The sequence below is a fragment of the Pseudomaricurvus sp. HS19 genome, from assembly GCF_009857815.1.
GTDB lineage: Bacteria > Pseudomonadota > Gammaproteobacteria > Pseudomonadales > Cellvibrionaceae > Pseudomaricurvus.
In genome coordinates this window covers 1,702,545-1,724,245 of record NZ_WVVW01000001.1, presented here as the reverse complement: position 1 = coordinate 1,724,245, position 21,701 = coordinate 1,702,545, and the positions used below count along the sequence as shown (strand labels likewise).

20 protein-coding genes are annotated in these 21,701 nt (G+C 61.2%); all 20 read left to right on the top strand.

Features of this window, described 5'->3' with window-relative positions:
- Positions 1 to 72: 72 nt before the first annotated feature.
- The 20 genes from GSF27_RS07740 to GSF27_RS07645 all read left to right on the top strand — a co-directional run bounded on the left by GSF27_RS07740 (position 73) and on the right by GSF27_RS07645 (position 21,342).
- A complete protein-coding gene (locus GSF27_RS07740) occupies positions 73 to 1,284 on the top strand; it encodes a porin (protein ID WP_160967344.1) in 1,212 nt (403 codons plus the stop codon).
- A gap of 75 nt (positions 1,285 to 1,359) precedes the next feature.
- On the top strand, positions 1,360 to 1,926 hold the full coding sequence (locus GSF27_RS07735; protein ID WP_160967342.1) for an FMN-binding protein: 567 nt from the start codon (positions 1,360 to 1,362) through the stop codon (positions 1,924 to 1,926).
- A 7-nt stretch (positions 1,927 to 1,933) separates the two neighbouring features.
- Positions 1,934 to 2,683, top strand: coding sequence for a PepSY domain-containing protein (locus GSF27_RS07730; protein ID WP_160967340.1), 750 nt, complete (start codon positions 1,934 to 1,936; stop codon positions 2,681 to 2,683).
- Positions 2,684 to 2,820: 137 nt separating this feature from the next.
- Positions 2,821 to 5,418, top strand: coding sequence for a serine/threonine-protein kinase (locus tag GSF27_RS07725; protein WP_160967338.1), 2,598 nt, complete (start codon positions 2,821 to 2,823; stop codon positions 5,416 to 5,418).
- A 69-nt stretch (positions 5,419 to 5,487) separates the two neighbouring features.
- A complete protein-coding gene (locus tag GSF27_RS07720) occupies positions 5,488 to 6,741 on the top strand; it encodes a glutamate-5-semialdehyde dehydrogenase (protein WP_160967336.1) in 1,254 nt (417 codons plus the stop codon).
- A gap of 9 nt (positions 6,742 to 6,750) precedes the next feature.
- On the top strand, positions 6,751 to 7,413 hold the full coding sequence (gene nadD / locus GSF27_RS07715; protein WP_370462577.1) for a nicotinate-nucleotide adenylyltransferase: 663 nt from the start codon (positions 6,751 to 6,753) through the stop codon (positions 7,411 to 7,413).
- 15 nt (positions 7,414 to 7,428) lie between these two features.
- Positions 7,429 to 7,779 (top strand): ribosome silencing factor, encoded by a 351-nt coding sequence (gene rsfS / locus GSF27_RS07710; protein WP_160967334.1) that lies wholly within the window; start codon positions 7,429 to 7,431, stop codon positions 7,777 to 7,779.
- Between the two features lie 18 nt (positions 7,780 to 7,797).
- Positions 7,798 to 8,265 carry a 23S rRNA (pseudouridine(1915)-N(3))-methyltransferase RlmH gene (gene rlmH, locus GSF27_RS07705; protein WP_160967322.1) on the top strand — a complete coding sequence of 156 codons (468 nt, stop codon included), beginning with the start codon at positions 7,798 to 7,800 and terminating at the stop codon, positions 8,263 to 8,265.
- 189 nt (positions 8,266 to 8,454) lie between these two features.
- Positions 8,455 to 10,335, top strand: a complete 1,881-nt coding sequence (gene mrdA, locus GSF27_RS07700) for a penicillin-binding protein 2 (RefSeq protein ID WP_160967320.1) — start codon at positions 8,455 to 8,457, stop codon at positions 10,333 to 10,335.
- Positions 10,332 to 11,483 (top strand): rod shape-determining protein RodA, encoded by a 1,152-nt coding sequence (gene rodA, locus GSF27_RS07695; RefSeq protein ID WP_160967299.1) that lies wholly within the window; start codon positions 10,332 to 10,334, stop codon positions 11,481 to 11,483. The genes mrdA and rodA overlap by 4 nt, the downstream gene beginning before the upstream one ends.
- A 54-nt stretch (positions 11,484 to 11,537) precedes the next feature.
- Positions 11,538 to 12,551: a lytic murein transglycosylase B gene (gene mltB, locus GSF27_RS07690; RefSeq protein WP_160967297.1), complete on the top strand. Its 1,014-nt coding sequence runs from the start codon at positions 11,538 to 11,540 to the stop codon at positions 12,549 to 12,551.
- 34 nt (positions 12,552 to 12,585) lie between these two features.
- On the top strand, positions 12,586 to 13,503 hold the full coding sequence (locus GSF27_RS18025; protein ID WP_304627206.1) for a septal ring lytic transglycosylase RlpA family protein: 918 nt from the start codon (positions 12,586 to 12,588) through the stop codon (positions 13,501 to 13,503).
- 214 nt (positions 13,504 to 13,717) lie between these two features.
- A complete protein-coding gene (locus GSF27_RS07680) occupies positions 13,718 to 14,881 on the top strand; it encodes a D-alanyl-D-alanine carboxypeptidase family protein (RefSeq protein WP_160967605.1) in 1,164 nt (387 codons plus the stop codon).
- 118 nt (positions 14,882 to 14,999) lie between these two features.
- On the top strand, positions 15,000 to 15,290 hold the full coding sequence (locus tag GSF27_RS07675) for a YbeD family protein (RefSeq protein ID WP_160967295.1): 291 nt from the start codon (positions 15,000 to 15,002) through the stop codon (positions 15,288 to 15,290).
- Positions 15,291 to 15,992 (top strand): lipoyl(octanoyl) transferase LipB, encoded by a 702-nt coding sequence (gene lipB / locus GSF27_RS07670; RefSeq protein ID WP_160967293.1) that lies wholly within the window; start codon positions 15,291 to 15,293, stop codon positions 15,990 to 15,992. It abuts the gene before it with no gap.
- A gap of 11 nt (positions 15,993 to 16,003) precedes the next feature.
- Entirely contained in the window at positions 16,004 to 16,990 is a 987-nt protein-coding gene (gene lipA, locus GSF27_RS07665; protein WP_160967291.1) for a lipoyl synthase, read from the top strand.
- Between the two features lie 7 nt (positions 16,991 to 16,997).
- Positions 16,998 to 18,134, top strand: coding sequence for a DUF3080 family protein (locus tag GSF27_RS07660; protein WP_160967289.1), 1,137 nt, complete (start codon positions 16,998 to 17,000; stop codon positions 18,132 to 18,134).
- 143 nt (positions 18,135 to 18,277) lie between these two features.
- Positions 18,278 to 20,332 carry a thioredoxin domain-containing protein gene (locus GSF27_RS07655; RefSeq protein ID WP_237457455.1) on the top strand — a complete coding sequence of 685 codons (2,055 nt, stop codon included), beginning with the start codon at positions 18,278 to 18,280 and terminating at the stop codon, positions 20,330 to 20,332.
- Positions 20,333 to 20,518: 186 nt separating this feature from the next.
- The gene (gene can / locus GSF27_RS07650) at positions 20,519 to 21,127 is read left to right on the top strand and encodes a carbonate dehydratase (protein WP_160967285.1); all 609 of its coding nucleotides are present in this window, start codon (positions 20,519 to 20,521) and stop codon (positions 21,125 to 21,127) included.
- A gap of 26 nt (positions 21,128 to 21,153) precedes the next feature.
- A complete protein-coding gene (locus tag GSF27_RS07645; protein WP_160967283.1) occupies positions 21,154 to 21,342 on the top strand; it encodes a YqaE/Pmp3 family membrane protein in 189 nt (62 codons plus the stop codon).
- Positions 21,343 to 21,701: the final 359 nt, after the last annotated feature.

The following is a 21,701-nucleotide window of genomic DNA, read 5'->3' as shown; positions in this document are numbered from 1 at the left end:
TAGGCAAGGGCTATTTGGGGCGCCTGCCTGTCTGGCTTCGTGACAAACCGTAAGAAATTGGGGAATAACATCATGTGGAAGAAGAGTGTGCTGGCTGTCGCCGTGGGCGCCGCATCATTGGCTGCGCAGGCGCAGCAGACGCCGTCTATGGAAGAGATGTGGCAGCTGATCCAGCAGCAACAGGCCGAAATCAAGGAGCTGAAATCCCAGCTCAACAAGACTGACAACAAGCTGCAGGTTACCGAGCAAAAGCTGGATGCCACCGCCGATGCGGTTGAGCAGGGCGTAGCTGTTGGCAGCAATGAGAAGCTGGCAAAGCTGGCTTCCTGGGCTGAAAAGACCTCTATTGGAGGCTATGGCGAGCACCACTTTAACCACAAAGAAGACGGTGATGATCAGATTGATGCCCACCGTTATGTGCTGTATATCGGACATCAGTTCACAGATAAGGTGCGCTTTTTCTCCGAGTTTGAGCTGGAGCACTCGCTGGCCGGCGACGGCAAGCCCGGTGAAGTGGAGCTGGAGCAGGCCTATATCGAGTACGATTTCGCTGAAAAACACAGCGTACAGATCGGTCAGTTCCTGATGCCGGTGGGTATCCTCAACGAAACCCACGAGCCGGACACGTTCTACGGTACCGAGCGCAATAAAGTGGAAGCCGAAGTCATTCCTGCTACCTGGTGGGAAGCCGGTGTGATGGCGCTGGGTGAGATCGCCCCGGGCCTGAGCTACAACGCTGCTGTTCACAGTGGACTGAAGACTGACAACTTCCGTATTCGCAGCGGCCGCCAGAAAAACGCTGAAGCAACAGCGGAGGATCTGGCATTCACCGGTCGCCTGAAGTACACCGGTATCCAGGGCCTGGAGCTGGCAGCAACCTACCAGTACCAGCAGGATATCGCCCAGGGCTTGCTGACCGAGTCTGCCGAGGCGTCCCTGATGGAAGCCCATGCGATCTACAACATCGGTGGCTTCGGCGTACGTGCACTGTGGGCTGAGTGGGATATTGACGGCGCTGATTTTGAAGCCGCCGAAGCTGACACCCAGAGCGGTTGGTACCTGGAGCCCTCCTACAAGTTTACCGACAAGCTGGGTGTATTTGTGCGCTACAGCGAGTGGGATCGCGGCGACAAGATGCTGTCCGACATCGATTACAAAGCCTACGACTACGGTATCAACTACTGGATTCACCCGCAGGTGGTGCTGAAAGCGGACTACACCGATACCGTTGGTAAGAACGATGAAGGCGATGCCCTGAACCTGGGTGTGGGCTGGTCTTTCTGATCGAGGTATCGCACCTGAAGCAAAACACCGGGGCGCCTGAGGGCGCCTTTGGTGTGTTCGGCTAGCGGAGTTTCTATGCACAGACTGCTCATCACAATGGTGCTTGCGGCGTTGGTCGTGAGCATGCCTGCACAGGCCCAGCGCGGCAGTTTCCTCTCCATGGAAGAGATGCGGCAAAACACCTTTGGCGAGCAGGCTGCGGCGCTGGAGTGGCAAACCCTGTGGGTGAATCAGGAGCAGCGGGACGCTATTGAGGCGATTCTGGGGCATCGCTTCCACGGTTTGCGCATCCGCTACCTGGGCGATGGCCAGAGAACCCTGTGGAAGTTTGAGGAGATCGGCAAGGAGCAGCTGATTACCGTGGGTGTTGTGGTGGACTCTGATCGCATCGCCAACATTGAGGTGATGGAGTACCGCGAGAGTCGCGGCGGAGAAGTCCGTTACCCCTTCTTTACTGGGCAATTCCAGGGGTTGGGGTTGTTGCCGGAGCAGGCTCCTGCCCTGGATGGTCATATCGATGGCATCACCGGTGCCACTCTGTCGGTGCGGGCCATGACGAAAATCGCTACACTGGCGCTCTTCTGTCACCAGCTAACGCCCTTTACTCACCGTGAATCCTCATCGCAGACAGCTGCACGCTAAACATCACTTGCTTCGTCGCCTGCGCCCTGCGCTGTGGCGCTGGCACCGTCGTATCGGTCTGTTTGCGATGGCGTTTCTGCTGTTGATCAGCGTCACCGGTATTCTGTTGAACCACACCTCCTCCCTGCATCTGGGCAGCCAGCCGGTGAGGCAGCCGTGGTTGCTCGCCCTGTACGGCCTCGACCTGCCCGATATCCGCAGCTACCAAGTGGGTGAGCAGTGGCTGGCCGGCGATGCACTGGGACAGCTCTATCTGCAGGGTGAACCGCTGTCGCAGTGCAATGGCTCCCTGCAGGGGGCCGTGGCGCTGGGGGATTTGGTGCTGCTGGCCTGTACCCGCGAGTTGCTGCTGTTAACAGCGACGGGAGAGGTGGTCGAGCGGCTGGATGGAGATTTCGGCCTGCCGCTGCCATTGAGCGCTGCAGGGCAGTGCGGCGACCGCGTCTGCCTGCGGAGCCAGGGGCAGGCCTATCTGGTGGATCTGGAACAGTTGCAGTGGTTGCCGGCTGTGGATGCAGCGGTCCAATGGGGCGAGCCCGGGCTGGCGCCTGCGGAGCTGCGGAAGCGCTTGCGGGCACATCTGGCAAGCCCGCTCTCCTGGGAAAAGGTCGTACAGGACCTGCACAGTGGTCGCCTGTTTGGGTCGCTGGGGGTGCTGCTGTTTGATCTGCTCGGTGTGCTGTTTATCTTTCTTGCCCTGAGTGGTCTCTGGTTGTGGTATCGTCCGGGGCGTGGCCGGCGCGAGCTGGATTCCTGATCGCTGCCCCGTCCGGTGCCCGTAGCTTCTGAGCCATGAGCCCCTGAGCCAGGAGCCCGGTGGGTTGTGCATTGATGCACTGGCCGCGCAAACCAGTACAATTAGCCTTCTGACGCCATCGATCACTGACGCACTGCATGATTCAAATTCCCGGCTACCGCGTTATCCGACTTCTCGGTAAGGGAGGTATGGCCGAGGTCTATCTGGCGATTCAGCAGAGTTTCGGGCGCGAGGTGGCGCTCAAGGTGCTGTCGCCCACTCTGGCAAAAGACCGCAGTTTCAGCGAGCGCTTCCTACGTGAGGCGCGCATTGTCAGTCGCCTGGTCCACCCCAATATTGTCACCGTGTACGATGTCGGTGTCGCCGACGGCCGTCATTACCTCTCCATGGAGTACATTCCCGGCGAGGATCTCAAGCAGGCGCGTTCGCGCCTGAATCTGGAGCAACGACTCAATGTGGTTCGGGATATCGCCCGGGCACTGGCCTTCGCCGGGCGCAAGGGTTATGTGCACCGCGACGTCAAACCGGAAAACATTCTGCTGCACGAAGACGATGGCCGCGCGGTATTGATGGATTTCGGTATCGCCCGTACCGCGAACCTGAAATCGGGCATGACCCAGACCGGTACTGCCATCGGTACCCCTCACTATATGAGCCCGGAGCAGGCCAAGGGGCAGGAGGTGGATCCCCGTTCCGACCTCTACAGCCTCGGCGTGGTGCTGTTTTTCCTGCTCTCCGGCCGTGTGCCCTTCGATGCCGACTCGGTGGTGGCGGTGGGGGTGAAGCACGTGGCCGACCCCATTCCGCAGTTGCCGGAGCCCATGCAGCGCTTCCAGTCCATTATCGATCGCGCCATGGCCAAGGATCCCGCCCACCGTTTCCAGAGTGGCGATGAATTTATTGCCGCCCTCGACCAGATTCCTGCCGCCGAACTGGAACGCATCAAGTCCGCCATGCTGATGGGCAAGGGGCGTATGGTAGAGGCGGATGCCGATGCGCCGACCCTGATGAGCCTTACCCCGGTGGCGACCGGTGGCTCCAGACCGGTGGCGGCGCCCACGGTGCGGGTTAAACGCACACCACCAGCCGCGGCGCCCAGGCGCCAGACTGCGGCGCGCGGGGTGCCACCGAAGGCCGCGCCAGCGGCGCCGGTTACGGTGGTGGCGGAACGCACATCCCACAGTCTCTGGCCCTGGTTGGCAGGGATCTTCATCGCCTCCCTGATTGCCTATGTGGTCTATTTCCAGCAGCAATTGCCGGTGGAGGAGCGAATACACTTGCCGCAGCACCTGCTGGCCCACTGGCGTGCCGTGGCGCGTGAGGTCGGGGGGGAGAAGCTGGCAGGCCTGCTGGGTGAAGAGGTTCCGGAGGTCGCAGCCGGCACCGATGAGGCTGCGGGGGCCGGGTCGGACAGTGCCGCGGCGGAGCAGGCCGCAAAAGCGGCCGCCGAAGCGCAGGCGGCGCGTGAGCAGCAGTTGAAGCAGGCGCAGGAGTGGTTGCGGACGCTGGAACAGCAGCCGCAGCAGGCGGCAGATATTGTCGGTCTCTCGCGCCAGCTGTTGCAGCAGGATAGCGAAGACGGTGACGCGCTGGCGTTGCTGGATCAATTTCGACAGCGCTATCAGTGGTTGTTCGATACCACCCTGGCGGCGGCCGACACGGAGGCAGCGGGTGAGTGGTTGACCCGGCTGGAGCGGGATTTTGGCAGCAGCCCCGAGCTGCAGGAGCGGCTGCAGGTGGTGCAGACACGGATCGCACGCCAGCGACAAATTGGTGAGCTGCTGACCGAGGCGGCGGCCCTGGCGCAGGACAAGGCCTGGACGTTGCCGGCCGACAACAGCGCCTTGCAACGCTACCGCGCTGTGCTGGCACTGGAACCGGGCAATGCCGATGCGCTGGAGGGCATAGAGCAGCTGGTTGAATTGCTGGAGCGTCAGGCGCGCCAGCAGATGGGGGTCTCGCAGTGGCCACAGGCACAGCAGAGCCTGCAGGAGGCGCTGAGCATTGATGGCGACAATCGTCAGTTGCAGAAGCTGCTGGCGCAAGTGGAAACCCGGCAGCAGGTGTTGAGCCTGATGCGTCGCGCCCGCCAGCTGGGCGACCAGGGGAAATTATTGGGCCACGGTGACGACAGCGTCTACAGCATCACGGGCAAGGTACTGAAACTGCAGCCCGGCCACGCCGGGGCCCGGGCCATGCGCCGGGATCTGGAAGATGGCCTGGTCGGGTCGGTGGAAGGGCTTCTGCAGAGCCAGCGTTACGACGACGTGCGGGCGGAGCTGGCGCGGGCGTTGTCCTACTTTCCTGCCAGTGAGCGTCTGCAATCCCTGAAATCGGCCAATGAGGCCGCCATTAAGGAGGCCAACCGCCCGTTGGTGGAACAGCTGCGGGTCAGTAACCAGCCAATTGACGACTTGAGTGGCCTGCAGGTCGCCCAGTTCCCTACTGTAAGGCAGCTGCATGTTGGCTTCCTCTATCGCCGTTTTGATGCTGCCGGCAGTGCGGTGACCGCGCACCTCTATGAGGGCGCGGATGCCATTGAAGTGGCGCAGACGGAGGTGACCCTGAGCCGCAGCGAAGGGGAGCAATATTTCCGCCTGGCCAGCCCGTTGCGGGAGTTTGCCGCAGACGCCTACCGGCTGGAGTTGCGCATGGAGCAGCAGGTGCTGGCGCAGCTGGTCTTCCGCCTTACCGAGCCCGCGCCTGAAACCAGCGATTCCGCTGCCTCACAGTGATTTCTGCGGCTGCAGCCCGCACCACTCTTCCTGTATAATCCGCCGTTTAGCGTGTCGTTTGGATAGATCATGAACGTAAAAGAGTATATGGCGTCGGTGGGGCAGCAGGCCCGGGCGGCGTCACGGGTGATTGCTGCGGCGTCCACCGGCGACAAGAACCGCGCCTTGCTGGCCACAGCCGAGGCGCTGGACAGTGCACGGGCGGAGCTGTTGGCGGCCAATGCCAAAGATATGCAGGCGGGCGCAGAGCGCGGCCTGGACAGCGCGTTGCTGGATCGCCTGGAACTGTCGCCGGCGCGTATCGACGCCATGATCGAAGGCCTGCGCCAGGTGGCGGCACTGCCCGATCCCTGCGGCGAAATCACTGATCTCAGTTTCCGTCCCAGCGGCATCCAGGTGGGTAAGATGCGCGTGCCTTTGGGAGTGATCGGGATCATTTACGAATCCCGTCCCAACGTCACCATCGACGCGGCCAGCCTGTGCCTGAAATCCGGTAATGCCACCATCCTGCGTGGCGGCAGCGAGGCCTACCATTCCAACCAGGCCATCGCCGCCTGCCTGCGCAAGGGTATGCTGGCCGCAGGCCTGCCGGCCACCGCGGTGCAGATTGTTGAAACCACTGACCGCGCTGCGGTGGGTGAGATGATCACCATGCCCGAATATGTGGACGTGATTGTGCCTCGCGGGGGTAAAGGGTTGATCGAGCGCATCAGTAACGACGCGCGGGTGCCTGTCATCAAGCACCTGGACGGCATTTGCCACGTCTATATCGATGACCGTGCCGACCTCAGGAAGGCTGTTGCCATTGCGGTCAACGCCAAGACCCATCGCTATGGTGTCTGCAATGCCATGGAGACCCTGTTGGTCCACGCCGATGTGGCTGCAAAGGTGTTGCCAGAACTGGCCCAAATCTACGGTGAGAAGGGTGTGGAGCTGCGCGGCTGCGAGCAGACCCGCGCCATTATCGAGGCTGTGGCCGCCACTGAAGAGGATTGGCACACCGAGTACCTGGCGCCGATCCTCTCTATCCGTGTGGTTGCAGATATGGCGGCTGCCATGGATCACATTGACCGCTACAGCTCACGCCACACCGAGTCCATCATTACTGAGGATTACACCCGTGCCCGCCAGTTCCTGGCGCAGGTGGACTCCAGTTCGGTGATGGTCAATGCCTCCACCCGCTTTGCCGACGGCTTTGAGTATGGTCTGGGGGCAGAGATCGGTATCTCCACCGACAAGATCCACGCCCGTGGCCCGGTGGGACTGGAAGGCCTGACCTCCCAGAAATACGTGGTGCTGGGTGATGGCCACATCCGCCAGTAAGGTGGTCGGGTGACCTCCATATCAGCGCCTCCGGCCCTGATCGGACTCTTCGGCGGCACCTTTGATCCTGTCCACAACGGTCATCTGCGCATGGCGCTGGAGTTGTACCAGCACCTGCAGATGGACCAGATGCGGTTATTGCCGGCCCATCGGCCTCCCCATCGCGATACTCCCCGCTGCAGCAGCGCGGATCGGGCGGCCATGGTGAGGCTGGCGCTGGCTGATTGTCCTGCGCTGACCGCGGATGAGCGTGAGCTGCTGGCAGACCGCCCCTCCTGGACCGTGGATACCCTGGCACAGTTGCGTCAGGAGCTGGGTAGCGAGGTCTCGCTGTGCTGGTGCGTGGGTATGGATTCACTGGTCAACCTGCACACCTGGTCCCGCTGGCAGCAGCTGCTGGACCATGCCCACCTGGTGGTGGCGGCCCGCCCGGGCTGGGCGCTGCCGGAGGAGGGTGAGGTGGCGCAGTGGCTGCAACAACATCAGGGTGACGAGGCGGACCTGCGCCAGTTGCCCGCAGGCCGGGTGGTGCTGGTGCAGCAGACGCTGCTGGAGATCTCGGCTACCGACATCCGGGCGCAGGTTGCCGCCGGCCTGTCCCCACAATTCCTGCTGCCCGAGGCAGTTTGGCGCTATATTAATGACAAGGGTCTCTACCGGGACCACCAATGAGGAAGCCTTTTACTGATGTCTGAAGAGTTGAACAGCGTGTTGATCGAAGCCCTGGAAGATCTGAAGGGTAAGGACATAACCGTGCTGGATGTGAGTAAGTTGTCCGACGTGATGGATACCCTGATTATCGCCTCGGGTACCTCCAATCGTCATGTGAAGTCCCTGGCCACCAACGCAGTACAGGAGGCCAAGGATCGCGGTATGCCGGCCATCGGTGTGGAAGGTCTGGAAACCGGCGAATGGGTGCTGGCGGATTTCGGTGACACCGTGTTGCACGTGATGATGCCGGCGACCCGTGACTTCTACGACCTGGAAAAGCTCTGGAGCATGGAGCCCCGCAGTCGCCAGCAGGACAAAGAGAAGTAATCACCCGGGCTGGCTGTCATGCGTTTCCGAATCATCGCCGTTGGTACCCGCATGCCGTCGTGGGTAGAGGAGGGGTACCAGGAGTACGCCAAGCGACTGCCCCGGGACTTCAGTGTGGAAATGGTGGAGTTGCCACTGGGGCAGCGGGGCAAAAACGCCTCTGTCGCCAAGGCCATGGCGAAAGAGGGTGAGCAGATGCTGGCCGCTATCCCCAAGGGGGACCGGGTCATCGCCCTGGATGTGCTGGGTAAACCCTGGAGCACCGAGATGCTGGCGGACAATTTGGGCAAGTGGTCGATGGAGTGCAGCAATTACAGCCTGCTGATTGGCGGGCCGGACGGGTTGGCACCGGAGTGCCTGGCCCGGGCGGATGCCAAATGGTCACTGTCGGCGCTGACCCTGCCGCACCCGCTGGTGCGCATCGTACTGATCGAGCAGCTCTACCGGGCCTGGACCCTGCTCAACAACCACCCCTACCATAAGTAACGGGGCACTGATTAAGAACGGAATAATAAGAACGGCATAAACCGTCACCGAGCCAAAGTGACCTCCAACAACCACCTGAATCACAAATAGGACAGCGGCTGCGTGGTGGCCGGCGTGTGAACTTTCTTATGCCGGTCAAAGTCCATACAATCTGCCACTTATTCTGATTTCCGCGCCAGCTGAGTCTGCATGCCCAAACAGCAACACCTTAAAGACCACTTTCAGGAGGCCCGCCTGTTCAACGCGCGCCTGCTGGTGGGTGTTATTGGCATCCTTATTCTGACTGGCGTCCTGCTGGCGCGCATGTACAACCTGCAGGTGGTCAATTACAAGGACTATGTCACCCAGTCCGATCGCAACCGCATCCAGGTGCAGCCGCTGCCGCCCACCCGGGGCCTGATCTACGATCATCGTGGCCGCCTGCTGGCGGACAATCGCCCCAGTTACACCCTCACGGTAATCCGGGAGCAGGTCCGTGACCTGGAACAGACGCTGCAGGTGCTGCAGGGCCTGCTGCATCTCGACGACGACGACCTGCAGGATTTTCACAAGCGCATGCAGCAGCGCCGCCGGCCGTTCGAGGCGGTGCCCCTCAGCTATCGCCTGACCGAAGAAGAGATCGCCATCATTGCCGTCAACGAGTACCGCCTGCCTGGCGTCAAGGTAGAGGCGGAGCTGGTGCGTGATTACCCCATGCTGGAGAGCTTTGCCCACTCGGTGGGGTATGTGGGACGCATCAATGACCGCGAGCTGTCGGCTTTCGATGAGGAGCAGTACCGTCGCTACAGTGGCACCCACACCATCGGTAAAATCGGTCTTGAGCATCAGTACGAAGAGCAGCTGCTGGGCGAAGTGGGCTACCAGTATGTAGAGACCAATGCCCGCGGTCGTGTGTTGCGGGTGCTGGAGCGTATCGATCCCCAGCCGGGGGAGAACCTGCGCCTGTTTATCGATACCGATCTGCAGGACACCGCCATCGAGGCCATGGCGGGCCGCCGCGGCGCGGTGGTGGCGCTGGATGTGAATACCGGCGGTGTACTGGCCATGGCCAGTACACCCAGCTACAACCCCAACCTGTTTGTCACCGGCATCAGTTTTGCCGAGTACAAGGCGCTCAACGAATCGCTGGACCTGCCCCTCTTTAACCGCACCATCCAAGGGCAGTACCCGCCGGGCTCTACCATCAAGCCCATGCTGGGTCTGGGTGGATTGCATACCCGTGCGGTGGATGCCAACCGGGTGATCTACGACCCGGGTTACTACCAGCTGGAGGGCGAGGAGCGACTCTATCGCGACTGGAAACGCACCGGGCACGGTCCCCGGGTGGACCTGATGCAGGCCATCCGCGAATCCTGCGATATCTATTTCTACGACATGGCTTTCCGCATGGGGATCGACAAGATCCACGATTTTGGGGCCCAGTTCTCCCTCGGCAGTCGCACCGGCATCGATGTGCCCAGTGAACGCCGTGGCCTGTGGCCATCGCGTGCCTGGAAGCGCGGCGCCCGGGGCCTGCCCTGGTTTCCGGGTGACACGGTGAACGTCGGTATCGGTCAGGGGGATGTGCTCACCACCCCGCTGCAGCTGGCGGTGATGACAGCGACTCTGGCCAATCGTGGTCACTTCATCCGGCCGCGACTGGTGCAATGGGTTGGCAGCGAAGAGACAGTGCCGCAGATTCAGGATGTGGACCCCATCCGCCCGGATCACTGGGATTACGTGTTCGAGGGTATGGAGCAGGTAGTGCACAACATTCATGGCACCGCGATCAGTGTTGGCCGCCATCTCAATTTCCATATGGCGGGCAAGACCGGTACCGCCCAGGTAGTGGGTATCGCGCAGGGGGAGAAGTACGACTCCGAGGCGCTCAAGGAGCGGCAGCGGGATCACGCCCTGTTCGTTGCTTTTGCACCGGTGGAGAAGCCGAAAATCGCTGTGGCGGTGATCGTCGAAAATGGTGAGAAGAGCTCCAAGGCGGCAGCGGTCGCGGCGGAGGTCATTGGCAAGTACCTGGAGCTGGAGGCGGTCGCAGAGGCGGGTGCCAGTGAAGAAGAGGGTAAGCAGCCATGAGTCGCATCAACGATTTTCAGCGTCGTATGCCGGAGGCCAGTCACGATCTGCGCCGCCGCCAGAGCGTCTGGCTGCGCTGGCACATCGACTTGCCCCTGCTGTTGGGGCTGTTGGTGCTGACCGGTTTCGGTCTGGTGGTCCTGTACAGCGGCAGCGGTGAAGACTGGCACTACGTCAAACGGCAAAGTGTGTTTCTGGTACTGGCCTATTGTGTGATGTTCACCGTAGCGCAGGTTCGCGTGCATGTGATGGAATACTGGGCACCCTGGTTCTACCTGTTGGGCGTGATTCTGCTGGTACTGGTACTGGTGATGGGGGTGGGCGCCAAGGGCGCACAGCGGTGGCTGAGTCTGGGCGGTTTTCGTTTCCAGCCTTCGGAGATCCTCAAGCTGGCGGTACCGGCGATGGTGGCGATGTTCCTGTCGCGCAAAATCTTGCCGCCGAAGTTTGGCCATGTGATCCTGGCTCTGGGATTGATCGGGGTACCGACGGTGCTGATCATGAAACAGCCCGACCTTGGTACCTCCATCCTGATTGCGGCCTCCGGGTTTCTGGTGCTGTTCTTTTCCGGTTTGCCCTGGCGCTACATGTTCGGGGCTGCCGGTGTGTTGGCCGCCGGCGCCTGGCCGGCGTGGATGTTTGTGCTGCGCGACTACCAGAAGCAGCGCATCCTCACCATGCTCAACCCGGAGGATGACAAGCTGGGGGCCGGCTGGAACATTATCCAGTCAAAGACCGCCATTGGCTCCGGCGGTATCCAGGGCAAGGGCTGGCTCAACGGTACCCAGTCGCACCTGGATTTTCTGCCGGAAAGTCACACCGACTTTATTATTGCGGTGCTGGCGGAAGAGCTGGGGTTGATTGGCGTACTCTGCCTGCTGGCCCTGTACGCGTGGATTATTGGTCGTGGTCTGGTGATCGCATCCAACGCCCAGTCCACCTTCGGGCGGCTGTTGGCTGGCAGTATTACGTTTACATTTTTTATCTATATCTTTGTGAACATCGGCATGGTTTCGGGTCTATTACCGGTGGTGGGTGTGCCACTGCCCATGGTCAGTCACGGTGGGACGTCCATTGTTACGCTGATGATGGGGTTTGGCATTCTCATGGCCATTGGCACGGAGCAGCGCAAAGTCAGTATTGGTTAATGTGGTAGGTGAACCTTGATGAAAAAAACAGGCAATAAAATAACCCGTCCCTCAATGCGTACACTGCTGGCGACAGCGGTCGCCTCCCTGGTCTTCTCGGCACCGTTTGCCGGGGCCGGCGAGCAGGCAGCGGGCTACAAGCTTAATCCGCAGGCACAGAGTTTTATCGATACCCTGGTGAAGGAAGAGAACTTCGAGCGCAAGGAGCTGGAGGCGTGGTTCGCACAGGCGCAGAAACAGCAGTCCATCCTCGATGCTATTGCCCGCCCGGCGGAAAAAACCAAAACCTGGGCCGAGTACCAGGACATTTTCCTGACCAGCTCACGGCTGGAAAAGGGGGTCGAGTTCTGGAAGGCCAATCGTGAAACCCTGCAGCGTGCGGAAGAGCAGTATGGTGTGCCGCCGCAGATTATTGTGGCCATTATTGGTGTTGAAACCCGCTATGGAGCCCATAAGGGCGGTTACCGGGTGATGGACGCGCTGTCGACATTGGCGTTTGATTACCCGCCGCGCAGCCCGTTCTTTACCAAGGAGCTGCGCCAGTTCCTGCTGCTGGCCCGCGAGCAGCAGCGCGATCCGCTGACCCTCAAGGGTTCCTACGCCGGAGCCATGGGCTATGGCCAATTCATGCCATCCAGCTACCGCGCCTACGCCACCGATTTTGATGGCGACGGTTTTGTCGATATTTGGGAGAACACCGAGGACGCCATCGGCAGTGTGGCCAATTACTTCGTGCGCCACGGCTGGCAGCAGGGGGAGAGTGTGGTGCACCGTGCGCGGGTAAACGGCGACTACGATACCGAAGTGCTGAACGATTCCCTCAAACCGCTGCATACGGTGGGCAAGCTCAAGGCCAAGGGGTTTACCCCGCTGGATAAGCTGCCGGCGGATGCCAGCGCCAGTGCCATCAAGCTGGAAGGCAAGCAGGGAGCCGAGTTCTGGATTGGCCTGCAGAATTTTTACGCCATTACCCGCTATAATCACAGCCGTCTTTACGCCATGGCTGTTTATCAGCTGAGTGAGCAGCTGCGTGAAGCGATGGACCAGCAGGCGGTAGCCCGCCAATAACCGATAACGCCATAGGCGGGAGAGCCGATACCCAATGACCTGCCGCACTGACATGACACCGGCGGCCGCCCGCAGCACCTGCACCACCAACGGTGGTGCCTGGCTGGCGCTGATGCTGGTGTTGACCCTGGCCGGTTGTGTGTCGCAGCCCGATGTTCCAGAGGGTACGCCCCACGATTTCCACATCAAGGACAGCTACCCGGAACAGCCCATGGATGTATCCCACATCCCGGATGCGGTGCCCCGGGTTGAGCCGCGTACCCGGGCGGGCAACAAGAGCCCCTACGTGGTGCTGGGTAAAACCTACTACGTAATGCAGGATGAGCGCGGTTTTACCGAGGAGGGTATCGGCTCCTGGTACGGCAACAAGTTTCACGGTCGCCGCACCTCCAATGGCGAGGTCTACAGCATGTACGGTATGACCGCCGCCCATAAAACCCTGCCGATACCGTCCTATGTGCGGGTCACCAACCTGGAAAACGGTCGCCAGATCGTGGTGCGGGTGAATGATCGCGGTCCCTTCCATACCGGCCGTATTATTGATCTCTCCTACGCTGGCGCCAGCAAGCTGGGTTATGTCAACAAGGGCACTGCCCGCGTGCGTATCGAAGTGCTGGAGCCGCAGAGCCCGCAGCCGGGCGGCGCGAGAACCTATGCTGCGGCAGCTGGCAGTGGTCTGCCACCGGCGCCCGCGCCTGCGAACTCCGCTGGTTTTGAGTTGCCTCCCAACACCTTCCTGCAGGCCGGCGCCTTTTCTTCCATCAAGGCCGCCGAGCAGCTGCGTCAGCGGCTGACGCACCTCACCGACCTGCCGGTGCAGGTGATTGTCCCCCAGAGCGACCAGCTCTACCGGGTACGGGTTGGCCCCATTGCCGACAACCTGGTGTTGCTGGACCTGCGTGAGCGCCTGCAACAGAACCGGTTGCCATCGCCCCACGTGGTGTACGACTAGCCCCGATTCGCTGCGATACCGCCGTTGCTGGACTGCAAGGGCAGGGCTGTTACACTAGCGACCATTCTCCCGGTGTGGCAGTTTCCGTAACAGTAGCGGGAATTTCCCGGGGCAATTGCAGTCACAGAGGCGTTCCAACCTTCGCCATAGCGTGCCCAAGCAGTCACAGAACTGCAGGCACCGTCACCCACATCCAACAAACTTTGTAGAGATGATGATTAACAAGACATTCCGACGTTTTATCGCTTCCGCTGTGACACTGATGACCGTGGCCGCGCCTCTGGCTCAGGCTCGTCAGATTATTCCGGCGCCGCCGCAACTGGCCGCCTCTGCCTACCTGCTGATGGATGCCGATACCGGCAAGATCCTGGTGGAGCACAACGCTGATGAACAGCTGCCACCCGCCAGTCTGACCAAGATGATGACCAGCTACATCGTCTCCTCCGAGATTCACAACGGTGACATCGGTCTGGACGACATGGTGAACATCAGCGTGAAAGCCTGGAAAATGGGCGGCTCCAAGATGTTTATCCGCGAAGGTACCCAGGTGCCGGTGAAGGATCTGCTGAAAGGGGTCATCGTCCAGTCCGGCAATGATGCCAGCGTGGCACTGGCGGAATACGTCTCCGGCAGCGAAGGTGCATTCGCCGATGTGATGAACCAGCAGGCTGCCCTGCTGGGTATGCACAGCACCCATTACGTCAACGCCACCGGCTGGCCGGCGGAAGGTCACCTGACCACTGCCCACGATCTGTCGTTGCTGGCCCGCGCCCTGATCAACGACTACCCCGAGCACTACAAGCTCTACTCGGAAAAGTACTTCACCTATAACGGCATCAACCAGCCCAACCGTAACCGCCTGCTGTTCCGCGATCCGTCGGTTGATGGCCTCAAGACCGGTCACACCGAGGCAGCCGGTTTCTGCCTGGTCGCGTCTGCCAAAAAGAACGACATGCGCCTGATCTCGGTGGTAATGGGGACCCGCTCCGACGAGGCCCGTGCGGCCGAGTCACAGAAGCTGCTCACCTATGGTTTCCGTTACTTCCAGACCTACAAGCCCTACGGTGTTGCTGATGAACTGGCTAGCCCCCGTGTCTGGTCCGGTAAGCAGGACAGTGTGGCGCTGGGTGTGGCAAAAGACCTTTACCTGACCATCCCGCGGGGCTCCGAAGATGACCTGCAGGCGACCATGGAGATCGACGAGATCATCAAGGCGCCGTTTGATGCCGGTACCGAGCTGGGACGCCTGGTGATCTCCCTCGATGGTGAGGAGCTGGAGAGTGTGCCCCTGGTGGCCAAAGAGGCAGTGGCGGAAGCCGGTTTCTTTGCCCGCCTGTGGGACAGCATCAAGCTCTTCTTCCTCGGCCTCTTCGGCTAAGGCGACTCCTCTGTGATCTCCCGGCCCTTGCCAGTGGCAGGGCCGGCTGTGCTCCCCTAAACACGCCAATTCGGGGTATAATGCCGCTCCTGTTTACCCCCTGAGACTGCGTGTTGTTATGGTTGCATCCCAGACTGGCTCCGGCCAGGAGCCACCGAAAATCGAGTTCCCCTGCGAAGACTACCCCATCAAGGTGATGGGTGACTCGGGCCCCGAATTCCATCAGTTCGCCATTGAGGTGATGGAACGCCATGCCCCGGGGCTGGATCAGGCCCGGATTACCATCAAGGACAGCCGCAACGGACGTTTCCAGTCCATCACCTTCATGATCACCGCCACTGGCATTGACCAGCTGCAGGCGTTGCATCAGGAGCTGATTGCCAGTCCCATGACCAAGATGGTGCTGTAAATGACCGGTACCGCGACCGATACCCTGGTGGTGCGCCACCTGGGCATGCAGGACTACCGCCCCGTGTGGCGCGCCATGTCCAACTTTACCGACCAGCGTGACGCCGACACCCCGGACGAGCTGTGGCTGGTGGAGCACCCGCCGGTGTTCACCCAGGGGCAGGCCGGCAAGCCGGAGCACCTGTTGATGCCCGGTGATATCCCGGTGGTGCAGGTGGATCGCGGTGGTCAGGTGACCTACCACGGTCCCGGCCAGCTGGTGGGCTATCCGCTGATTGACCTGCGCCGTCGCGGTGTGGGGGTGCGGGAGCTGGTGACGCAGACCGAAAATACCATCGTCAACGCGCTGGCGGAGCTGGATATCCAGGGTTACCCCAAGCCCGACGCCCCCGGTGTCTATGTCAACGAAGCCAAAATTGCCTCCCTGGGCTTCCGCATTCGCAAGGGCTGCAGCTATCACGGACTCAGCCTCAATGTGACCATGGACCTGCAGGCTTTCCTGCGCATCAATCCCTGTGGTTATCAGGGCTTGCAGATGGTTCGCACCGCAGACCTCTCCAGCGACCCGCGGGCAGCATCTGTGACAGAAATGGAGCCGGTTATAGCGCGCCATTTCGCCGGGCTGCTGGGCTACCAGCACCTCTCTGTGGCCGACGACCCTACCCGGGTGTTGGTCGATTTTGCCGATAAAGACGAACAGTAACCGGATCTCTTATGACTACCTCAGATTCCAATATGGAACCCGTCAAGCGCACCCGTCGCCTGCAACAGGGCGAAAAACTGCGTGATGCCGATAAAGTCGAGCGCATTCCGGTCAAGGTGATCGCCAGCGACAACCTGCTGCGCAAACCGGACTGGATTCGCGTGCGCATCGGCAACTCGCCGGATGTGGAGCGTATCAAGAAGATCCTGCGCCAGAACAAGCTGGCCACCGTGTGTGAAGAGGCCAGCTGCCCCAACCTGAGCGAGTGTTTCAGCGGTGGTACCGCCACCTTCATGATCATGGGCGAGATCTGCACCCGCCGCTGCCCCTTCTGCGATGTGGGCCACGGCAAGCCCAATCCGCTGGACGAAGGCGAGCCGGCACACCTGGCCCAGGCCATCGCCGAGATGCAGCTGCGCTACGTGGTGATCACCTCGGTGGATCGTGACGACCTGCGCGATGGCGGTGCCCAGCACTTTGCCGACTGTATCCGCGAGGCCCGTATCCTCTCCCCCAACCTGGAAGTGGAGATTCTCACCCCGGACTTCCGCGGCCGTATGGATATCGCGCTGGATATCCTCGAGAAAGAGGCGCCGGATGTGTTCAACCACAACCTCGAGACGGTGCCACGTCTCTATCGCCAGGCGCGCCCCGGTGCCAACTACAAGTGGTCCCTGCAGTTGCTGCAAGCCTACAAGAAACGTCGCCCCGATGTGCTCACCAAGTCCGGCCTGATGGTGGGCCTGGGTGAGACCAAGGAGGAGATCTTCGAGGTAATGCGCGATATGCGTGAGCACGATATCGACATGCTCACCATTGGCCAGTACCTGCAGCCCTCCCGCGAACACCTGCCGGTAGAGCGCTACGTACACCCGGATGAGTTCGAAGAGTACACCCAGCTGGCCAAGGAGCTGGGCTTCAAGCACGCTGCCTGCGGCCCCATGGTGCGCTCCTCCTATCATGCCGATAAACAGGCTCACGGCGAGCTGGTCAAATAAGACCGCTGTGGTGGTCGGCAGGGGCTCCCTGATCCCGACCACCACGAGGCTCCCGGCCGCCGCGCTCTCTTGCTGCAGCCTGCTGCTGATCTCCCTCCTGCTACTGACTGGTTGCCAGCCCCGCCACGATGGTGCCGCGCTGCTGGACGATTACGCCTGGCGCATGAGCAATGTGTTCGGGTTTGACTGGCAGGCTCCCGCACTGCCAGTGTTGCAGCCGCCTTATCCGGGGCGCCGGCAGTTGCAGCGCAGCGTCACCACCACCTCCATCAACCTGCTCGACTTCCTCAAACTCTCCCCCTGTGACCTGCAGCGCTTGCTGGGCGAACGTAACAGTAGCCTTGGCAAGGTGATGGCGGAAAGCCAGCGGCTCGCCTATGAGCTGGCGTTTATCGAGTCGGCCAATCGTTGTATCCGGCAGTTGCAGGCGGACGGGGATACCTCCGGGCTGGTGCAGATACTCAGTGCTGCAGTGCGCAGCAAACGCGCCAGCCTTGCCGATGTACACTGGAATGCTACCTGGGCCAGCCCCGAGTTCCAGACTCTCTTTTCTGAAGCGGACCATCCTGTGGTGGCCAGCTACTGGCAGCAACCGCTGACGGAACTGCTGGAGTCGCTGGAATCGTTGTTGGGTGGCCCCGGCAACTGGCAGCCCGGCGCTGAGGAGTCCTGGCAGAGCCTCCGCAGCCGCCGTGAACAGCAGCTGGGAGTCGTGGCGCGTGGCAACTACCTGGGGCAGCTAAGGCGGGAAATGTTTCAGGCGCGGCTCTACCTGCAGGCGGTGGAACGGCAGGTACGGGAGCGTCAGGCGCGGCGCCCCGTCTGCCTGATGCAGCGGCTGAGCGACGACGGCCGGGTGATGCAGCGGGTGATGCTGCGCAGCTACATCGGCGAGGTGCAGCCCCTGCTGAGTGCGCTGGATCGCCGCCTGTTGCAGTTGCGCCCGCTGTTGCAGGCATCTCTGCAGCAGCAGTCTGGGCTGCCGCAACCCATGGCTGACTACTGGCAGCAGGTTTGGAGCGAGGATGCCGGCAGCGAGTGGCAAGCCTTCCGCGCCGCTGTGGCCAGCCATACGCGGATGTGGCAGGAGCTTCTGCACCACTGCGGCCTGCAGCCGGGGACGCCGGCTGGCGCTGGGGGCTAACAAATACACGGTATTGGCCGGGTAATATGATCCGCCAAAATGTGCATTTGGCTGACAAATTGACCCGTAAGGGGTTACATTAGGCCATCTGGCCGCGCCTCAGGAGGAGGGCGGCAACCCGACGGGAAACCCACGTGTCGTCGATGACCCAGCTCAGCAATGCCCTTACCGGCGAGTCCAGCCTCTACCTGCAGATGTCGCAGCAGCAGCCAGTGGCTTGGCAGCCCTGGTCCGATGAAGCCTTCCAGCGTGCCCGGCGGCTGCAGCGTCCGGTGCTTCTCTCCATTGGCTACTCCGCCTGCTACTGGTGCCAGGTCATGGCCCAGGACTCCTACTCTGACGAGATTATCGCCTCGCTGATCAACGCCGAATTTGTGCCCATCAAGGTGGATCGCGAAGAGCGCCCCGATCTGGATGAGATCTACCAGCTGGGGCACCAGATGCTGACCGGCCGCAGCGGTGGCTGGCCCCTGACCATGTTTCTCTGTCCGGAGACCCGACTGCCCTTTATGGCGGCCACCTATATCGCCCGTGACGGTCAACCGGGGCAGATGGGCTTTGAAGATCTGCTGGCGCGGGGTGCCGCCTACTACCAGACCCAGCGCCAGGAAGTGGACCAGCTGTGCCAGCAGCTGGCCAGCGGTTTTGCCCAACTGCAGCAGATGCCGGCGCCCCGGGGGCCCCTGCAGCAGGATCTGCAGGGTGAGGCGCTGGCCACCCTGAGGGCCAGCGCGGATTTACAGGAGGGGGGCTTCGACACGGAACCCAAATTCCCGCTGCCGGTGAACCTGCTGTTTCTGTTGCAGGCCTTCCAGCGCGGGGAGTTACCGGACGACGATGTACGGCACCTGCTGTTTACCCTCAAGCGTATGGCCGAGCGCGGCATCAACGATCGCATGAGTGGCGGTTTCTTCCGCTACAGCAAGGACCGCAGCTGGCACGAGCCCCATTTCGAAAAGATGCTCTGTGACAATGGCCTGTTGCTGGAGGTCTACGCCCGCGCCGCCAGCCTCACCGGTGACGGCCTCTTTCACAGCGCGGCCAAGGGTATTGTGCGCTGGATGAAACGCTATATGCACTCTCCCCAGGGCGCTTACTTCTCTTCCATGAGCGCGTTTACCAATGGCAGCGAGGGCGCTTACTACCGTCATCCGGTGGCGGCTATCCGCGCTTGTCTCAGTGGCGATGAGTTCGAACTGTTCGACAGCATGTTTGGCCTGCAGGCGCTGGCCGACAGCGGCGTCGAGGTGCACCTGTCCCAGCGCGAGGATCTCTCGGCCGCGGCCCGGCAGGTGGGTCTAAGCCGTGAACGGGCGCTGCAACTCTACCGCAGTGGTCGCGACAAGCTGGAAGCCCTGCGCGGTGAGCGTGAGTGGCCTATGGTGGATGTCAAAATTCTCACCAGCTGGAACGCCCTGGCCGCCAAGGGGTTGCTGGTGATGGCCCGCAAGCTGGGGGATGCCCGTGACCTGCTCGCCGGTCAACAGGCGCTGGATGCCATCTGTGACAATCTTTGGCGTGACGGCCGACTCTATCCACTGCTGCAGGAAGAGGGCAGCACACGCCCCGCTTTCCTCGATGACTACGTCTACCTGATGGATGCCCTGCTGGAGAGCTTGCAGACCCGCTGGCGGGAGCGGGACTACCAGCGGTTGCTGGCCCTGGCAGACGCAGTGCTGCAATTGCATGAGGATCCGGAGCAGGGCGGCTTGTACTTTACCGCCAACGACGCCGAAGCTCTTATCCTGCGCACCAAACCCTGTATCGACAGTTCACTGCCATCGGTCAATGGTGTGGCCGCGCGGGTACTGATCCGTCTCGGCCGGCTGGTCTCCGAAACCCGCTACCTGCACAGCGGCGAGAGGATACTGCGCTATGCCCTGGGTGCCATGCAGAGCTCCCCGGAGCTGCACCTCAGCCTGATCGCGGCACAGCAGGAGTTGCTGAGCCCGCGGCCTTGCGTACTGATGCGTGACAATGGCGAACTGGCGGCCTGGGTGGAGGGGCTGCGACGCAACTTTGGCGGCCGGATACACAGCTACCGCATTGGTGTGGATTGCACCCGGATGCCCGCACAGGCCGCCAACCTGCAACCCGGTGAAGCGCGGGTCTGTTTTGCCGGACGCTGCCAGCCACCACAAACCACCCGCCTGCGACTGTTCGAGCAGATTGCTGTGGCGCTCGGGGATCGCCGCTGATTGCATGATGGTCTGGTGATGGGTAGTTGAGGGCCTGTTACCATCTTGGCGCACAGGGCTGGTGTGGTCGCTGGAAACGGTGGAGGCCCCCGGGCTTTTGCGGTATAACGATGGCAACTTTTCTATCAGATTGCCAGTGCCCCGGGATCGCCGTGGTGCCGCGCACCAGGGGTAAATTGCTCATCCATGAACACTCCGGAAGACCTGCTGCAATTCAACCAGCAATGGGCTGAAAACGTTAAAGCCTCAGACCCTGACTACTTCAACCGCCTCTCCCAGCAACAAACACCCGAGTATCTGTGGATCGGTTGTTCCGACAGCCGCATTGCCGCCAACCAGATTGTGGGTATGGAGCCGGGCAGTATCTTTGTGCATCGCAATATTGCCAATGTGGTGGTACACACCGATCTCAACTGTCTGTCAGTCATCCAGTACGCCGTGGAAGTGTTGAAGGTGAAACACATCGTGGTGGTGGGGCATTACGGTTGTGGCGGTGTACTCGCCGCCCTCGGCGATGCCAGTAACGGCCTGATCGATAACTGGCTGGAACACATCCGTGATGTGTACCGCACCCATCAGACAGCGGTGGACAGCGCTACCACGGACAAGGAGCGGGCCAATCGCCTGTGCGAGCTGAACGTGATTGCACAGGTGGGTAACGTGGCCGAGACCACGGTGGTACGCAACGCCTGGCGCCGTGGACAGGACCTCACCTTGCACGGCTGGATCTACAGTCTTGAGGACGGCCTGGTACGCGACCTGAAAGTCACCAAAGACGCCTCTTCACTGAAATAACCCGCATTAGAACACAGGAAACCGCTATGAGATTGCTTCTGGCCCTGCTGCTGCCATGGCTGCAGTTTTTCACCATTGGCCGCCCCTTTGCCGGCATCATTTGCCTGCTACTGCAGCTGACCCTGATCGGCTGGGTGCCCGCGGCCATCTGGTCGGTGTACGCACTGAGCCAATACAACACTGACAAGAAAATCCGCCAGGCCATGGGCAAGTAAAAGATTCGCAGGTGGTAAAAAAACGGCGCTGTAGCGCCGTTTTTTTATGCCTGTTCCCGGTCAGCATCCTGCTTGAAGGCCCGTAGCGGCGGGGCCTTTCCTGCACCCGCGCCCTCGCCCCCGGTTGCGACGCCCGTGATGGTCGCTGGGTAGCGGTCATCCGGACGCTCTCTGTGCATGGGCGCTCCCAATATCGTCGGGTCGGCCGCTAAATTCATCCAATCGGACGAAGTTATTTTCGTCCCGTTCTCCATACTGCACCTAATCTGGCTTAAAAGTAGTCGTATTCCGGTCACGGCACTTACAGAGGCACCAGTGCCTGCCTGTTCGTGCAGTACCATGGTCCGGTGAGCCTGCCT

What these genes read in the sequence shown, in the direction of transcription:
- GSF27_RS07740 (WP_160967344.1), top strand. Translation starts at nt 73, where the DNA reads ATGTGGAAGAAGAGTGTGCTGGCTGTCGCCGTGGGCGCCGCATCATTG.
- GSF27_RS07735 (WP_160967342.1), top strand. Translation starts at nt 1,360, where the DNA reads ATGCACAGACTGCTCATCACAATGGTGCTTGCGGCGTTGGTCGTGAGC.
- GSF27_RS07725 (WP_160967338.1), top strand. Translation starts at nt 2,821, where the DNA reads ATGATTCAAATTCCCGGCTACCGCGTTATCCGACTTCTCGGTAAGGGA.
- GSF27_RS07720 (WP_160967336.1), top strand. Translation starts at nt 5,488, where the DNA reads ATGAACGTAAAAGAGTATATGGCGTCGGTGGGGCAGCAGGCCCGGGCG.
- rsfS (WP_160967334.1), top strand. Translation starts at nt 7,429, where the DNA reads ATGTCTGAAGAGTTGAACAGCGTGTTGATCGAAGCCCTGGAAGATCTG.
- rlmH (WP_160967322.1), top strand. Translation starts at nt 7,798, where the DNA reads ATGCGTTTCCGAATCATCGCCGTTGGTACCCGCATGCCGTCGTGGGTA.
- mrdA (WP_160967320.1), top strand. Translation starts at nt 8,455, where the DNA reads ATGCCCAAACAGCAACACCTTAAAGACCACTTTCAGGAGGCCCGCCTG.
- rodA (WP_160967299.1), top strand. Translation starts at nt 10,332, where the DNA reads ATGAGTCGCATCAACGATTTTCAGCGTCGTATGCCGGAGGCCAGTCAC.
- mltB (WP_160967297.1), top strand. Translation starts at nt 11,538, where the DNA reads ATGCGTACACTGCTGGCGACAGCGGTCGCCTCCCTGGTCTTCTCGGCA.
- GSF27_RS18025 (WP_304627206.1), top strand. Translation starts at nt 12,586, where the DNA reads ATGACCTGCCGCACTGACATGACACCGGCGGCCGCCCGCAGCACCTGC.
- GSF27_RS07680 (WP_160967605.1), top strand. Translation starts at nt 13,718, where the DNA reads ATGATTAACAAGACATTCCGACGTTTTATCGCTTCCGCTGTGACACTG.
- GSF27_RS07675 (WP_160967295.1), top strand. Translation starts at nt 15,000, where the DNA reads ATGGTTGCATCCCAGACTGGCTCCGGCCAGGAGCCACCGAAAATCGAG.
- lipB (WP_160967293.1), top strand. Translation starts at nt 15,291, where the DNA reads ATGACCGGTACCGCGACCGATACCCTGGTGGTGCGCCACCTGGGCATG.
- lipA (WP_160967291.1), top strand. Translation starts at nt 16,004, where the DNA reads ATGACTACCTCAGATTCCAATATGGAACCCGTCAAGCGCACCCGTCGC.
- GSF27_RS07655 (WP_237457455.1), top strand. Translation starts at nt 18,278, where the DNA reads ATGACCCAGCTCAGCAATGCCCTTACCGGCGAGTCCAGCCTCTACCTG.
- can (WP_160967285.1), top strand. Translation starts at nt 20,519, where the DNA reads ATGAACACTCCGGAAGACCTGCTGCAATTCAACCAGCAATGGGCTGAA.
- GSF27_RS07645 (WP_160967283.1), top strand. Translation starts at nt 21,154, where the DNA reads ATGAGATTGCTTCTGGCCCTGCTGCTGCCATGGCTGCAGTTTTTCACC.